Consider the following 13263-nt stretch of genomic DNA (forward strand, 5'->3'; position numbering starts at 1 on the left):
GCTAAAGGCTAAAGGCTAAACAAGATAAAAAAAGCGTTGCTCAAGGGCAACGCTTTTTTGTATTTGCTTATTTATAATTTAGCTAATAACGGTGATTGTGGAATACCTACTCGAGGAAGTAGAGCCGGTGTTACCGCAAAGGCTGCTGGTAAACGTCCTTTTAACTCAGCCATTTTTGTTTGATTATTTTGCTGATCAAAAATGTAGTATTTTAAAACATCACCATAAGCACTTCCCTCTAAACTAGCTTGTTGCAGTGTGTCTAATGCTTTATCGTAATCTGCGCTATAAATATAAGCTAATGCCAAGTTTCCAGCAGATCCTGCGTGTAAGTTACCGTTAAGCTCTTTAGATAATTCCTCTAGCTCAGCAATAGCCAGTTCATAACGACCAAGTTGTATGTAGGCATGAGCAAGTGAGTTTTTTGTAAAATATGGCGGATTACTACCTGCTGGGTACCATGTTTCGTAGGCACTTAAGATATCTTCATATTGTTCAAGTTTAGAAAAAATATGAACTAGTAAAGTATAACTTTCTAATTTAATTTCTCCCTCTTCAAAACCTGATAGCACATCTCTATTTGCATACCATTTTTGAATATTTTTTGCCGTTTGTATTAGTTGTGTTGGTTGATCACTTTTTGCATCACCAGCTACCTCTAAAAGTTGCGCTAACTGTTGGTTATACTGATTACTAGCTGCGGGCTGTTTTTGCGCACTATGTTGTTCATTCTTTGGATTTTCATCAACAATTTGTGCTGCTGCCAACGCGCTAAAAGACAGTGCAGCCAAAGCCATTACCATATGTTTACTTTTCATTGTTTTTCCTTGTTTAACATTTTGATCCTTTGAATATTAAAACTCTTTGAGTGTTCAATATTCAAAAGAGGGGGAGTGAAAAAGTTATATTTAGATTTTTTTTCATGCTCAGAGAGTAACAAACTGGCTAAATCTAACTGATACTTACCTTTGAGTTTACGCATACATTTTTCGTCACAACTAAGCTCTAACTGCTCTTTTGCCAAACGCGCTAGTTTTGAGCATATTGGGTTCCACCAAAAAACACTTTCTATAAAGCAAATTAGCCATGTCCAATAAATATCACCTTGTTGTAAGTGCGTTAATTCGTGCTCAATAACAGAGTTTAATTCTTTTCGATTTTCCATCTCAGGAGTAAGCCAAACAACCGGATTGACTAATCCTGTTGCAAAAGCAGGCCCGCCAATTGAGGTGAATCTAATTGGATAGATACTGTTTGAACGTTTTGAGGTTTTGTATAGACTTGAATTAACTTGTAACTTTTTCACTAATTTTACGTACAGCATGATACGTAATATAAACAAGCCGATTCCGCTAAGCAGCAATACAGTCAAAATATGCTTTAATGATGGTAACCAACTCACCGAAGTAATAATGCTACTTTCTGATGTTGTGGCCTGCGCACTGGAAGGGGCTATTAACGTATTTAAAAAACTAAACTCAGCAACATTAACAGTATATTGCGATGTACTTTCAAATAATGGCAATTGAGAAAAGTATTGCCAAGGAACAAACCAGGCTATTAAAGCCAGCATTATTACGTAAAAATTTAATCTAGAAGGGCACTTTTCATCCCTAATGATGCAAGCAAACTACACACACTAATAATTGTGCAAGTTACAAAATAATCCATCATAACCTTCTCCTTTAATCTTGCTTTTTATTTTTCAGTAGCGATTGTAGGTACTCAATATCCTCGTCATTCAGCTTTTCTTCTTTAATAAAATGGGCAATTAAGCTGCGAGAGTTACCTTTAAAAAAACGCTGCATAAAGCTAGGCATTGCTTGTGCTGAAAATGCGCTTTGAGTGATCACTGATTTAAATACGATCGCTCTCCCCTCTTGCCCACAGCGTACTATCGCCTCTTTTTGCTCCAACCTATCGACAATTGTTTTCACCGTTGTGTAAGCTACTTTTTTGTCTTTTCTTGTATCAGCAAGTAGGGCTTTATGTAATTGGCTAGCCGTGCATGGCTCGTGTTGCCAAAGCAACTGCATAATATCTAATTCAAATTCACTGAGTTTCATTTTAACCTCTATTACTACACCTGTAGTTCTTAACTGTTACAAATGTAGTAATAAGCGTTCAGTGTGTCAATATAAAAATTATATAATTTAAAATAAAAAATAAATTTAGAGGTGGGTAAATACATAAACGATAAGAGGCATCATTATCGAAGTGAGCATATGTAATGAGGTGTCATTTTTTGTATTTATCGCTTTAGTACTTTAGCATTCCTGCCGATAGTTAAATTAGTAACGAAAACATTATGGATAATAAACCGTGATACAGCTAAATAAACACTCAGCCTTTTACGTTAAAATTACAGCCGAAAAAACAAATATTGCACTACAAACAAAAGACACAACAAAAAATCAGGACAACACTGATTATCAATTATCAGACAAAGAACGCAATAAACTCTCAGGAAAAAAGGCTGAGCAAAATGCTGAAAAAACAGCAAGTTCAGAAATGCCTGAATATATCGCTAAAATGATAGAGCAACTTAAGGAGCTCAAGCAGCTGCTTGAAGAACAAAAAGAGCAACTCACTCAATTACAAGCTCAATCGGACCAAGAAGACGAGGCAATACAGGCACAAATTGAAGCACAAGCAAACATCGTTTCATCAACACAATCTCAGGTAATTGCGCTCGTGCAAATGATCGGCCAAGCCATGAAGGATGCAGGTATTACAGACGCGGGGGCACTTGTAAGTGCCATTGTTTGAATTTTCAGAGCAAAGATTTCAATAATAAATAGCCTACCCTAGCGGTTAAAAAACTACGCTGTGCTTGCGTTCTCACTCTCCATCTAACAGTGCTTGCTGATAAATTTTATTAAACTCTTCAGCAGGTAAATCAGCCGCAAAGTGATATATAAGCGCTTTGTATTTATCGCTTTGAATTAATTTTGAGAGTGTATTATTAAAGTTCTGCATAAATTTCATATAACACGTTGTTAAAACTTTATAGGTTTTTCAAAAAATGGAGTTTGAAAATGCGAAAAGAGTTCGAATTCACGGTCAAGGGTCATAAAATTAAAATTGTTAACTCATGGTTTGGTGGTGCAATACTATATGTTGATGGCGATTTTCGTGATCAAGATTCTACTTTTATTGCTAATGGCAAAACGGCACTTCTTTCAGCTAAACTTGCTGACTTTGGTATTTTAGAGATTTTCCCCATATCTGCTTTAATATCTGTAGAAATGGATGCATTTTTAATTACGGACGATGAAAGGTTGCAAGTATACAGCTCACATAAGCGTTTAACCTTAGCACAGCAGCGATTAGCAAAATAAACACATAGGTAAAATATGAAACTATTAATGGCCCCTTTAATACTCATTATTGCTGGATGCAGTAGTGTTGCGCAAAAAGATGAACAATATTCGCCGTGCTCTGAGGCGTGGTTTAACTATGTTGAGCAGCAAATTAATACCGGTGACGGTTATGGACATGGGCCAGACATTGGCTCTTTAGACTGGCGCTCTGTGATCATGTTTAAACTCGGTATTAGAGATAAGCCAAATGTACCAGAATTAAACACACAGCTGTGGTGTCAGTTTATTGATGAAAATTATATTTAAAGCCAGCTTAACTTTATGAGTTGAAATTTGTTTAGTTAGGTTGGGTTTATAACCCAACCTTGTATCTACGTTATATAACATAACGCAGAGCAGCTTACAGCTGCTCTTTAACTAATCCCCAAATACTTATGTACTTGAATTGATAAGCGCCAGTTTTTAGCGATACAAGTATCAATGGCTAATTTAGTGGCTGAGGCTTTTTGGCTGATTGGCTGCAAATATACCAGTTTTGGGTTTACGCCGGTGGCGGTAAATAGCTCTTCCAGTTCTTCTACGTGTTTTTGCATAGCAACTGGGTGTTTAATTTCATCGGCGCGTTGCATGGCACTACTGAGTACTTTGTAGCCACCGCGCATATTAATTTTTGGCGATACCGTGACCCACGTTTGTGCAGGGGCGAGTATTTCGAAGGTGCCACTGGTTTCTATTTGTGTGCTAAAGCCATGATCATGCAGTAAATTACATACTGGATTTAAATCGTACATGCAAGGTTCGCCACCGGTTATAACAACATGCTTGGCGGTATAGCCACGGGACTTAAATAATTCAAGTACCTGCGCTGCGCTCGCCTCAGCCCAATGATCTGAGTCGGCTTTTTTTTCTACCGTGTCATCAAGTGATACTTTATATACGTTATCAACATCCCAGGTTTGCTTTGTGTCGCACCATGAACATCCCACAGGGCAACCTTGCAGGCGTAGAAAAATAGACGGCGTACCAGTAAAACTCGCTTCACCTTGAATGGTTTCAAACACTTCATTAATTTTGTACAAAAGAAATCTCACTTACAACCTGACGGCAAAATTGTTACTATTAGAAATCACAAAGCACGGTGCAAAAATTGTCATTTATGCCTTGGCCGTGTAGTATATCGCGCCCTGATATAAACCTCTATCAAAACTAAAGAGCAAACCACGTATGACGCAAAAAGTAGTTGTTATTTATTCCGGCGGTATGGACTCATTTACTGTATTAAATAAAGCCCTGCAGCAAGGCCATGATGTTTATGCCCTCTCGTTTGATTATGGTCAGCGTCATGTTAAAGAACTTAAAGTCGCCGCCAGCGTATGTGAAAAGCTAAATGTACCGCACAAAATTGTTGATATATCGGCAATTAATCAGCTTATTGGTGGTTCGTCGTTAACAGACGATATTGATGTGCCAGAAGGCCATTACGAAGAAGAAAGCATGAAAAGCACCATTGTGCCTAATCGCAACATGATTTTACTTTCTTTAGCGGTAGGTTATGCGGTGTCGCTTAAAGCAAGCAAAGTATATTACGGTGCGCATTCGGGCGATCATGCTATTTACCCAGATTGCCGCCCTGAGTTTGTTAAAAAGATGGATGATGTGTGTCGTATTGCAAATTACGATGCGGTAGAAATTTTTAGCCCGTATTTAAATAATACTAAAATCGATATTTTAACCGATGGTATTAAAATGGGATTAGACTACAGCCAAACATGGACCTGTTATAACGGTCGTGATAAGGCCTGTGGCAAATGTGGCGCTTGCCAAGAACGTTTAGAAGCCTTTGAGCTGAACAACGTAACCGACCCGCTTGAATACGAGTAAAGTTTAAATTAAGCACACTATAAGGCTACCAAGGGTAGCCTTTTTTAGCATGAAAAAACATTAAAGCCAGCGTTTTACCCGCGATTTGTAATCCTCAAATTGCTCACCAAATAACTGATGTAACGCCCGCTCTTCGGGAATGATTTGAAACAGCGTTAAATAACCAACGTAGCCCACAATACCTAAAAAAGCCCAAATAGAGCTTAGCCACACGCCCCACCCCGCCAGTATAAAAGCAAAGCCTAAATACATAGGGTTACGTGAGAGTTTATATACCCCTGAGGTAACTAAGCTTGTTGCTTGCTCAGGTTTATTTGGTAGTACCGTGGTTTTGGCTAAACGAAAACTGACGACCCCGGCAATACAAAAGAAACAACCTATAGCGACTAATCCTAATGCTAGGTAAGTTATGAAGGCGGTAAAGTCTATTACTGTGTAATGCGCAATCAGTGCCATAACAGCAGCGAAAAATACCACAACGACAACCGGTGGAATTTTATTATTTAACATACCTATTCCTTGTATCGATTAAAAAACTACATGGTTACTATATGGTGGCGGTACAAATAATAACAATGACTTTATAAATACAAATAAAGTTACAATTTATTGCCTTTATCGGCGCTTAATTATGGTTATAATTTAAACTTAAAATAAAATTAAAGGAAGTAATTATGTCTGGCACAACAATGATAGTTCTCATTGTACTTATTTCTGTAGGTTCGGGGGTTATTTACGATATGTATAAAAAGCACCTTGAGTTTAAACATAAAGTTCAAGACAACAATCAAGATGCTCATAAGCAACTAGCAGAAGTAACCGCGCAAGTGACTGAACTTAAACAACGAGTACAAACACTTGAAGCCATTGTTACCGACTCAAGCTATAGCGTAAAACAAGAAATAAACAAACTATAGCCGTCCCTTAGTTATAAATAATTAGGGTATAAATGTGCATTTTCTGGCTGCTCTATACCATGGGCAGCTAAAAATCCGCCAATGGCTTGTCCACACCCTTGAGGTGCCCTGCCGCTGTCTATTTCAAAGTTTAACTGATTCGCCTCTTGCTTACCCATAGAACATAAACTAACTGAACTTGGTGAACGCATGGCAATGCTTAACTCCCCTACCTGCTCTGCGTGTACATGTTTACTAAAGCGCGCAAAGCCTTGGTATTTAAAATGCTCACTCACATACTCGTTACTTACAGCAACCAGTGCGGCAATAAAGCTATGTAAAAAGCTGTTGGTTGTTGCATCAGGTGCTAAAAATGACAAAGTTTTATTATTAAATTCGCTTAGCTGACAACTATCGCAATGAAGTTTAACCGTATACACCTGCTCGCCGGTGATTATGGCTTGGCAGTTAATTAGCGCAATTTTATTATCCGCAAACACCAGGCGCTCTATCAGGTCGTTCAATGGAATATTTTTAAACGATGTGCTTTTAACAAGCTCAGGGTTTTGCGCCATAACAGGTAAATCATGATGATTATTAAACGGCGTGCTGGTTGCGCCTTGATGCTGCAGCTGAAAAAGCTCTCTTACTTCATGCTCGCGTGCCACTTTCAATGCTAAAAATGCTGTTTGAATAAGCTCTGAGGTTGGCAAATTTTGCTCTACTGGCCAGCGACGACCAAACAGTAACTTTTTTGCTTTGTTCTCAGCACGGTAATTATCTGGACTAAGTACCGCTACTTGCAGATAAATATCACTGTTTTTTTCTGCAGCTAACACACTAAAGTGGTTGGAAAAACTAATGTCGTTAAGCACTTCATTAACGCTGGCTAGCGTATGTTTGTAACGTAAAAAATGCTGGGGAACAATCCAGTTATTATTGGCCAATTGCACTAACGGTGCATACGAAATCGGTTGCTCGTAACTGTGTTGCCACTTTTGCCCATCGCCCAATAATGGCTCAATTTTTATATTTTTATCTGACATATTTAAACCAAATAAATCCGCCTGATGGCAAGATATTAACTATGAAGCACTTTACGTAGTTAATCACAAAAACCGATCACACTGACTTAGCATTCAAATACTCGTTGATACTCTGTTATAACTTTTTGATAGTAAAGTCTATCTTTATTGAGCATTCGAGTATAATGGTTAAGCAATTGCTGCTGATATTGATGATGTTGTGGATTGTGTTTATCCCACATTTGAGCACCGGTTTGAGTGAGTGTTTGGCTGGCATTTACACTAACGTGTAATACTTCGTAAAAACGTTTGTTTTCAACAATAATTTGCTCGTTTTCGAGCTTTAAATTACAGGCTTTTAAACCTGCACGCACTTTGTAAAGATGCTGAATGGGGCAAATAATAAAACTGAGTTGGTGCAAGCTTTGCGGGTTGTTGGCAATAATTTGTTCAATAAGCTTTAAACATAAATCGCCCCCCACACCAGCAATAACCACCACTTGCTTTGCAGCTGTTGACAATTTAATCTGCGCAACATCTTCGCAGCGCACTTGCCATGAAGGTAAAGACTTTCCTTGCTCAAATTGTTGCAGCGACTGTTCGAGCGCTTCCATTAACGTTGGAATAATATCCACAAAATTTATATGTTTTGCTATACCGCGCTCAAGTAACGCCATCCCTAAAAAGCCATGATCGCAGCAACAATCCCAAACAATATCGTAAGGCTCTGTAATTAATGAATTGATGGCGTTTAAACGTTTACTCAGTTTCATTTAACTCACTATGTTTTTGTTTTGTACACCAATGCTTTTAAGCTTTTATCGCTATCAATTTCAATAAAGCGATCAGTCGGTTCTAGGCGTTTAACAAACTCAATAGCACCTTGAGTATGTTCTTGAATAAGTGCTTTAAAGTCATTTTCGGAAAGCTCTGGGCTATTAGCGCATAACAACAGCTGTGTAGTGTCGTTTAAAAGCTCAGGGAGTCTGCGCAGCACTTTTTGGTAGTCTTTTGTTAATATAAAACTGCCTTTTTGAAAGCTGGGTGGATCAACAATAATTAAATCAAACGGTGCGGCTTTTTTTAGCTTACCAAACGACTTTAAAATATCATGCGGTAAAAAACTGACGCCCCTATCAACATTGTTTAATTGATGGTTTTGCTTACCGACTTTTAACACGCCTTTGCTCATATCCATGTTCATCACATGATCGGCACCGCCGTGCATAGCCGCTACCGAAAAACCACAAGTATAAGAAAACAGGTTAAGTACTTTGGCATGTTTACTATTGTGCATGACAAACTCACGGCCTTTTCGCATATCTGGAAAAATACCGGTGTTTTGCTTACTCATTAAATCAACCAAAAAACGCACACCATTTTCGGCTACGCTATGGCGCGCGGGCAATTGCCCATGCACTAAGGTATTGTGGCTTTGCAGCCCCGCTCGCTGCTGATACACCAATGCAGTAATTAGCTCTGGATGATGTTGTTGTGCCCACTGCCATAACGTATCGGTGAGCGTAGTGAGTGTAACCTCATCAATTTCACTGTATGACACCAAAAACAAACTCGGTGGATAAAAGTCTAAGTTAATATGGCTTAGCGCTTCTACGCTGTGGCCGCGACCATGAAATACGCGGCATAATTCGTTATCTGCAAAAGGCGTGTCTGCTAATGCATTAATAAGAGGAGTAAAATCGATTGTCATTTAATTAATCAACTGTTGTTGTAGTTCATGTATTTCGTCGCGTACAGAGGCGGCTTTTTCAAATTCTAAATCACTGGCGTAGGCATGCATTTTGGTTTCAAGCTGCTTAATTTGCGTGGCAATTTCTTTCGCACTAAGAATTTTTTTAGACTCTTTACGAATAAGCTGCAAGTTATCTTGTGGTGAGGCATCTTCACCTACATCCATTACATCAAGTATCTTTTTAACCAAGGCACTGGGCTCAATACCGTGCTTAACATTATAAGCGTGTTGTATTTCTCGGCGTCGGTCAGTTTCTTCAATGGCTTTGGCCATCGATTTAGTGATTCTATCGCCGTATAAAATAGCACGACCATCAAGATGGCGAGCAGCACGGCCTATGGTTTGAATAAGCGAGCGAGCTGAACGTAAAAAGCCCTCTTTATCGGCATCTAAAATAGCAACTAGTGCCACTTCTGGCATATCTAAGCCTTCACGTAGTAAGTTAATGCCTACTAACACATCAAACACACCGGCTCGTAAATCACGAATAATTTCAACCCGCTCTACAGTGTCTATGTCAGAGTGTAGGTAGCGTACTTTTACATTATGTTCGCTTAAATAATCAGTTAAATCCTCAGCCATGCGTTTGGTCAGGGTTGTTACTAACACGCGCTCTTTTGCTTCAACACATTTGTAAATTTCTGAGAGTAAATCATCAACCTGATCGCCTACCGGGCGAACTTCAATAACAGGGTCAAGTAAGCCGGTTGGACGAATAACTTGCTCTGCAACTTCGCCGTTGCTGCGCTCTAATTCAAAGTCACCCGGGGTAGCCGATACATAAATGGTTTGTGGTGCAATGGCCTCAAACTCTTCAAAACGCAGTGGCCTGTTATCCATAGCTGAGGGCATTCTAAAACCATATTCAACGAGGTTTTCTTTACGGCTTCTATCGCCTTTATACATGGCACCAATTTGCGATACGGTTACGTGCGATTCATCAATAATCATTAATGCATCATCGGGTAAATAGTCCAGTAATGTTGGCGGTGGATCGCCAGGTGTGCGCCCCGATAAGTAACGACTGTAGTTTTCAATACCGGAGCAATAACCAAGCTCGGTCATCATTTCTATGTCGTATTGGGTACGCTGAGCTATGCGTTGCTCTTCTACTAACTTATTAGCGCTGAGCAATTGTGCTCTGCGCTCTTTAAGCTCAACTTTTATTTTTTCGATGGCTTCGAGAATTTTTTCTCGTGGCGTTACATAGTGAGTTTTAGGATAAATAGTGGCACGCACTATGTGTTTTTCGACGGCACCGGTTAGAGGATCAAAAATACTTAGGCGTTCAACTTCATCATCAAACATTTCTACACGCACTGCATAGGTATCTGATTCAGCTGGAAATATATCCACAACTTCACCACGAACGCGGTATGTACCGCGACTAAAATCAATATCGTTTCGCGTATATTGTAGCTCTGCAAGACGGCGCAGCATGTCACGTTGGTCGACCTTTTCACCCACTTTTAAAAGCAGCATCATTTTCATGTATGAATCAGGATCGCCCAGACCATAAATCGCCGATACCGATGCAACAATTATAGTATCGCGACGCTCTAACAGCGCTTTAGTGGCGCTGAGCCGCATTTGCTCAATGTGTTCATTGATGGATGCATCTTTTTCAATAAAGGTGTCACTGGCTACCACATAAGCTTCTGGTTGGTAGTAATCGTAGTAAGATACAAAGTATTCAACCGCATTATGCGGGAAAAATTCTTTCATCTCGCCGTATAATTGAGCCGCTAAGGTTTTATTGTGCGCCATAATAATAGTGGGGCGATTTAAATCACTAATGATATTAGCCATCGTGAAGGTTTTTCCCGTCCCTGTTGCACCTAATAAGGTTTGATGAGCAAGCCCTGCTTCTAAACCTTCGCACAACTGAGCGATAGCGGTAGGCTGATCCCCAGCGGGTTTAAATTTTGATTCTAACTGAAAATGATCGCTCAATGACTACACTCCTGTAATGCTTGACTGCTTAACGCTTCAATTTCTTTCATAAACCACTTGTAGGCTACAAATGCTGTAAATAAATTACCAATGGTCGCGCCAATAAACAAGCCGATTAAGCCTGCAAGTTCGTTCCCGATATACGCAAAGGGAATATAAAAAACAAACAACCGAATAACGCTCAAAACTAAGGCGTTCATGGGTTTGTGTAAAGCGTTAAACGAGGAGTTGGATAAAATGATCACTCCTTGCAAGCCATAACTTAATGGGATGGTATAAATAAACAATTTTATGACATCAACAACGGCTTGCTCTTTACCAAATATTTCACTAATGACGCCAGAAAACATAATTAATAAAATATAAATAACAAACTGCCATAACATCACAAATTTTAAGGTTCTTAGGTAGGCATCCTTTACGCGAGAAAAATGACTCGCTCCAAAGTTTTGACTAATAAAAGGGGGCAAGGTCATCGACAAGGCTAATACCACTAAACTCGCTATTGATTCTATTCGACTCCCTACCCCAAAAGCAGCCACGGCTTCGGGGCCATGATGAGCAACCAATGCCGTCATTACTGCCATAGCAACTGGGGTGAGCATGTTAGCACCCGCTGCCGGTAAACCAATTTTTAAAATTTTACGAATTGCACCAATAACAGTTTGTTTGCCCGCTTTTAAACTAAGCAACTGCTTTTTAACAATTAATATGTAAAAAATAATCGCCACTCCAACTGCCCAAGCTATAACACTGGCAATGGCAGCCCCTTTAATGCCTAATGCGGGAATGGGACCAAAGCCAAAAATCAGCATGGGATCGAGTACAGCATTTATAAGCCCCGCTCCACCCATAATAATACTCGGTGTTTTAGTATCGCCACTGGCTCGCAGTACAGAATTACCAATCATCGGGGTAATTAAAAATACACTGCCTAAAAACCAAATACTGATATATTCATGAATTAGCGGGAGTACTTGCTCCCCTGCCCCAAGCAACGTAAATATGGGATCAATCAATAAATAGCCACTAGCAGATAAAATTAATACTAATGTTACCGCTACCAACAACGAAACACTGGCATCAAAGCGCGCTTCTTCTAAATTGTTACTGCCTAATGCTTTTGCAATAACCGCAGAAGTCCCTATACCTAAACCAATTGCTAAACTAATCACGGTAAAAGTAACAGGAAATGTAAAACTAACTGCAGCAAGCGGCTCTGTACCCAATAAACTAATAAAAAAAGTATCAACTATATTGAACATCATCAGGGTAATCATCCCAAAGATCATTGGAACGGTCATTTTCTTTAACGTAGGCAAGATTGGAGCAGTGAGTAAATCAGGGCGAGTATGTGATTGAGAATGTGCGCGCATAAAATAAATAAGCCTCTTTTACTGAGCAGCATATTTTAAAGCATCCGGAGAGTTCAAGCCATGCTTTATTAAATCTAAACAACTAAATCAGCCTTTAATCTACAAACTATTACTTTTACGCTGTTGTAAATAAATTTTGTACAAACACATTAAAAATCAAATTAAATACACTTATGTAACTTTTGCAACATTTACCTTTTAGATTTTGTTGCTTTATTACACAGTTAGCGATGATACTTTATCGTCACGAAAAATTTTATTTATCGTTTAGGTGGCTATCTAAGCTGAATCATAAGCCTTTGTTTTTTTAATATATAAAAAAAAGCTTTTTAATACTTGAAATCGTTGTAGCGCCCTACAATGCTGGAGGTGCTGATGTTCTTAAAGTTTCATAAACAGAGTTATCCACAGAAACCGTGGATAACTCAATCAACCCCACGTTTATAAAGGGCTACAACGTGGTGCTAAATTGTTAGATCATTTGGTTTTTTCCGTTACCAATATGCAAACAGCGTTGTATGCCCCCGTTATGTGTATGAAGGTGATATTTTCTTAGGCTAATATCAGTGAGTAACACATTCAAACAGGTAGCTAACTCATTGATTGTTTTATTTTTGTACAAGGCATTGCTGCAGTCAAAATTTATATTATGCTTTAGCGCTAATTTTAGTTTACGTAACTAATACGCATTTAGTTCAACCGTTTTAACGTACCAAAATAAAAAGGAGCCATTTATTTTAAATAAGTTAATTATCGCTTTATAAAAAATACAGGAAATAGAACGCGTTTTTGCTATTAAAAGCCGTTTTCTTAAATTTTACTCATCACTTTATTGCCTCAAATTACAAACTTCATGCAAATATTGCCCTGTTTTTATAAAACAATATCACTGCGCTTTACTTAAATAGTGTTACAAAACGCGCAGATTGCACATAAAAACAACGAATAGACCTCTTTTTTGAATTTATGATCTTTTATATGTTGACACTTTGCTATGCGGTCATTAATATTTCGCCCCGTTGAAAGGCAAGACGCTTCCCCCTTAGCTCAGTTGGT

16 protein-coding genes are annotated in these 13263 nt (G+C 38.8%); 5 read left to right on the plus strand and 11 right to left on the minus strand.

The genetic code is table 11. From position 1 onward, the window contains the following. Positions 1-71: 71 nt before the first annotated feature. The 3 genes from CWC30_RS18890 to CWC30_RS14800 form a co-directional block, all read right to left on the minus strand. Positions 72-818, minus strand: coding sequence for a tetratricopeptide repeat protein (locus tag CWC30_RS18890; RefSeq protein WP_249929889.1), 747 nt, complete (start codon positions 816-818; stop codon positions 72-74). Continuing rightward, on the minus strand, positions 815-1573 hold the full coding sequence (locus CWC30_RS18895; RefSeq protein ID WP_249929890.1) for a M56 family metallopeptidase: 759 nt from the start codon (positions 1571-1573) through the stop codon (positions 815-817). The genes CWC30_RS18890 and CWC30_RS18895 overlap by 4 nt, the downstream gene beginning before the upstream one ends. A 112-nt stretch (positions 1574-1685) precedes the next feature. Then, positions 1686-2066, minus strand: a complete 381-nt coding sequence (locus tag CWC30_RS14800; RefSeq protein ID WP_138627477.1) for a BlaI/MecI/CopY family transcriptional regulator — start codon at positions 2064-2066, stop codon at positions 1686-1688. A gap of 256 nt (positions 2067-2322) precedes the next feature. Between CWC30_RS14800 and CWC30_RS14805 the strand changes: the two genes are divergently transcribed. Next, positions 2323-2769: a hypothetical protein gene (locus tag CWC30_RS14805; RefSeq protein ID WP_036982189.1), complete on the plus strand. Its 447-nt coding sequence runs from the start codon at positions 2323-2325 to the stop codon at positions 2767-2769. Between the two features lie 72 nt (positions 2770-2841). On the opposite strand, the gene CWC30_RS18405 is transcribed toward CWC30_RS14805, so the two are convergent. Continuing rightward, the gene (locus CWC30_RS18405; RefSeq protein ID WP_171034729.1) at positions 2842-2979 is read right to left on the minus strand and encodes a hypothetical protein; all 138 of its coding nucleotides are present in this window, start codon (positions 2977-2979) and stop codon (positions 2842-2844) included. A 59-nt stretch (positions 2980-3038) separates the two neighbouring features. Here CWC30_RS18405 and CWC30_RS14810 point away from each other — a divergent pair, with 59 nt between their 5' ends. Together CWC30_RS14810 and CWC30_RS14815 are read left to right on the plus strand one after the other, a co-directional pair. Further along, entirely contained in the window at positions 3039-3341 is a 303-nt protein-coding gene (locus CWC30_RS14810) for a hypothetical protein (RefSeq protein WP_138627478.1), read from the plus strand. 15 nt (positions 3342-3356) lie between these two features. Next, positions 3357-3629, plus strand: coding sequence for a hypothetical protein (locus CWC30_RS14815; RefSeq protein WP_138627479.1), 273 nt, complete (start codon positions 3357-3359; stop codon positions 3627-3629). 107 nt (positions 3630-3736) lie between these two features. On the opposite strand, the gene queE is transcribed toward CWC30_RS14815, so the two are convergent. Then, complete coding sequence (queE, locus tag CWC30_RS14820) at positions 3737-4402, minus strand: 7-carboxy-7-deazaguanine synthase QueE (RefSeq protein ID WP_069439668.1); 666 nt, start codon at positions 4400-4402, stop codon at positions 3737-3739. A 145-nt stretch (positions 4403-4547) separates the two neighbouring features. Here queE and queC point away from each other — a divergent pair, with 145 nt between their 5' ends. Beyond that, positions 4548-5204: a 7-cyano-7-deazaguanine synthase QueC gene (queC, locus tag CWC30_RS14825; RefSeq protein ID WP_013465272.1), complete on the plus strand. Its 657-nt coding sequence runs from the start codon at positions 4548-4550 to the stop codon at positions 5202-5204. Between the two features lie 60 nt (positions 5205-5264). Here the strand turns inward: queC and CWC30_RS14830 are convergent, their stop codons facing one another. After that, positions 5265-5714: a methyltransferase family protein gene (locus tag CWC30_RS14830; RefSeq protein WP_013465273.1), complete on the minus strand. Its 450-nt coding sequence runs from the start codon at positions 5712-5714 to the stop codon at positions 5265-5267. 164 nt (positions 5715-5878) lie between these two features. Between CWC30_RS14830 and CWC30_RS14835 the strand changes: the two genes are divergently transcribed. Beyond that, positions 5879-6121: a hypothetical protein gene (locus CWC30_RS14835; protein ID WP_013465274.1), complete on the plus strand. Its 243-nt coding sequence runs from the start codon at positions 5879-5881 to the stop codon at positions 6119-6121. An 11-nt stretch (positions 6122-6132) separates the two neighbouring features. Here the strand turns inward: CWC30_RS14835 and CWC30_RS14840 are convergent, their stop codons facing one another. The 5 genes from CWC30_RS14840 to CWC30_RS14860 all read right to left on the minus strand — a co-directional run bounded on the left by CWC30_RS14840 (position 6133) and on the right by CWC30_RS14860 (position 12207). Beyond that, a complete protein-coding gene (locus CWC30_RS14840) occupies positions 6133-7146 on the minus strand; it encodes a hypothetical protein (protein ID WP_138627480.1) in 1014 nt (337 codons plus the stop codon). Positions 7147-7232: 86 nt separating this feature from the next. Further along, positions 7233-7898: a tRNA (adenine(22)-N(1))-methyltransferase TrmK gene (locus CWC30_RS14845; RefSeq protein WP_138627481.1), complete on the minus strand. Its 666-nt coding sequence runs from the start codon at positions 7896-7898 to the stop codon at positions 7233-7235. Between the two features lie 8 nt (positions 7899-7906). Beyond that, positions 7907-8836, minus strand: a complete 930-nt coding sequence (locus tag CWC30_RS14850; protein ID WP_036982163.1) for a class I SAM-dependent methyltransferase — start codon at positions 8834-8836, stop codon at positions 7907-7909. Next, a complete protein-coding gene (uvrB, locus tag CWC30_RS14855) occupies positions 8837-10831 on the minus strand; it encodes an excinuclease ABC subunit UvrB (protein WP_076923045.1) in 1995 nt (664 codons plus the stop codon). It lies immediately after the preceding gene. Beyond that, positions 10828-12207 (minus strand): MATE family efflux transporter, encoded by a 1380-nt coding sequence (locus CWC30_RS14860; protein ID WP_076923044.1) that lies wholly within the window; start codon positions 12205-12207, stop codon positions 10828-10830. Before CWC30_RS14860 ends, uvrB begins: the two co-directional genes overlap by 4 nt. Positions 12208-13263 lie beyond the last annotated feature (1056 nt).

It is taken from the genome of Pseudoalteromonas sp. S4741, from assembly GCF_005886135.1.
Lineage (GTDB): Bacteria > Pseudomonadota > Gammaproteobacteria > Enterobacterales > Alteromonadaceae > Pseudoalteromonas > Pseudoalteromonas tetraodonis.

Coding starts and splice junctions, on each gene's coding strand:
- CWC30_RS14800 (WP_138627477.1), bottom strand. CDS start 2,066: ATGAAACTCAGTGAATTTGAATTAGATATTATGCAGTTGCTTTGGCAA.
- CWC30_RS14860 (WP_076923044.1), bottom strand. CDS start 12,207: ATGCGCGCACATTCTCAATCACATACTCGCCCTGATTTACTCACTGCT.
- CWC30_RS18405 (WP_171034729.1), bottom strand. CDS start 2,979: ATGCAGAACTTTAATAATACACTCTCAAAATTAATTCAAAGCGATAAA.
- CWC30_RS14815 (WP_138627479.1), top strand. CDS start 3,357: ATGAAACTATTAATGGCCCCTTTAATACTCATTATTGCTGGATGCAGT.
- CWC30_RS14840 (WP_138627480.1), bottom strand. CDS start 7,146: ATGTCAGATAAAAATATAAAAATTGAGCCATTATTGGGCGATGGGCAA.
- CWC30_RS14850 (WP_036982163.1), bottom strand. CDS start 8,836: ATGACAATCGATTTTACTCCTCTTATTAATGCATTAGCAGACACGCCT.
- CWC30_RS14845 (WP_138627481.1), bottom strand. CDS start 7,898: ATGAAACTGAGTAAACGTTTAAACGCCATCAATTCATTAATTACAGAG.
- queC (WP_013465272.1), top strand. CDS start 4,548: ATGACGCAAAAAGTAGTTGTTATTTATTCCGGCGGTATGGACTCATTT.
- CWC30_RS14810 (WP_138627478.1), top strand. CDS start 3,039: ATGCGAAAAGAGTTCGAATTCACGGTCAAGGGTCATAAAATTAAAATT.
- CWC30_RS14835 (WP_013465274.1), top strand. CDS start 5,879: ATGTCTGGCACAACAATGATAGTTCTCATTGTACTTATTTCTGTAGGT.
- CWC30_RS18890 (WP_249929889.1), bottom strand. CDS start 818: ATGAAAAGTAAACATATGGTAATGGCTTTGGCTGCACTGTCTTTTAGC.
- CWC30_RS14830 (WP_013465273.1), bottom strand. CDS start 5,714: ATGTTAAATAATAAAATTCCACCGGTTGTCGTTGTGGTATTTTTCGCT.
- CWC30_RS18895 (WP_249929890.1), bottom strand. CDS start 1,573: ATGCTGGCTTTAATAGCCTGGTTTGTTCCTTGGCAATACTTTTCTCAA.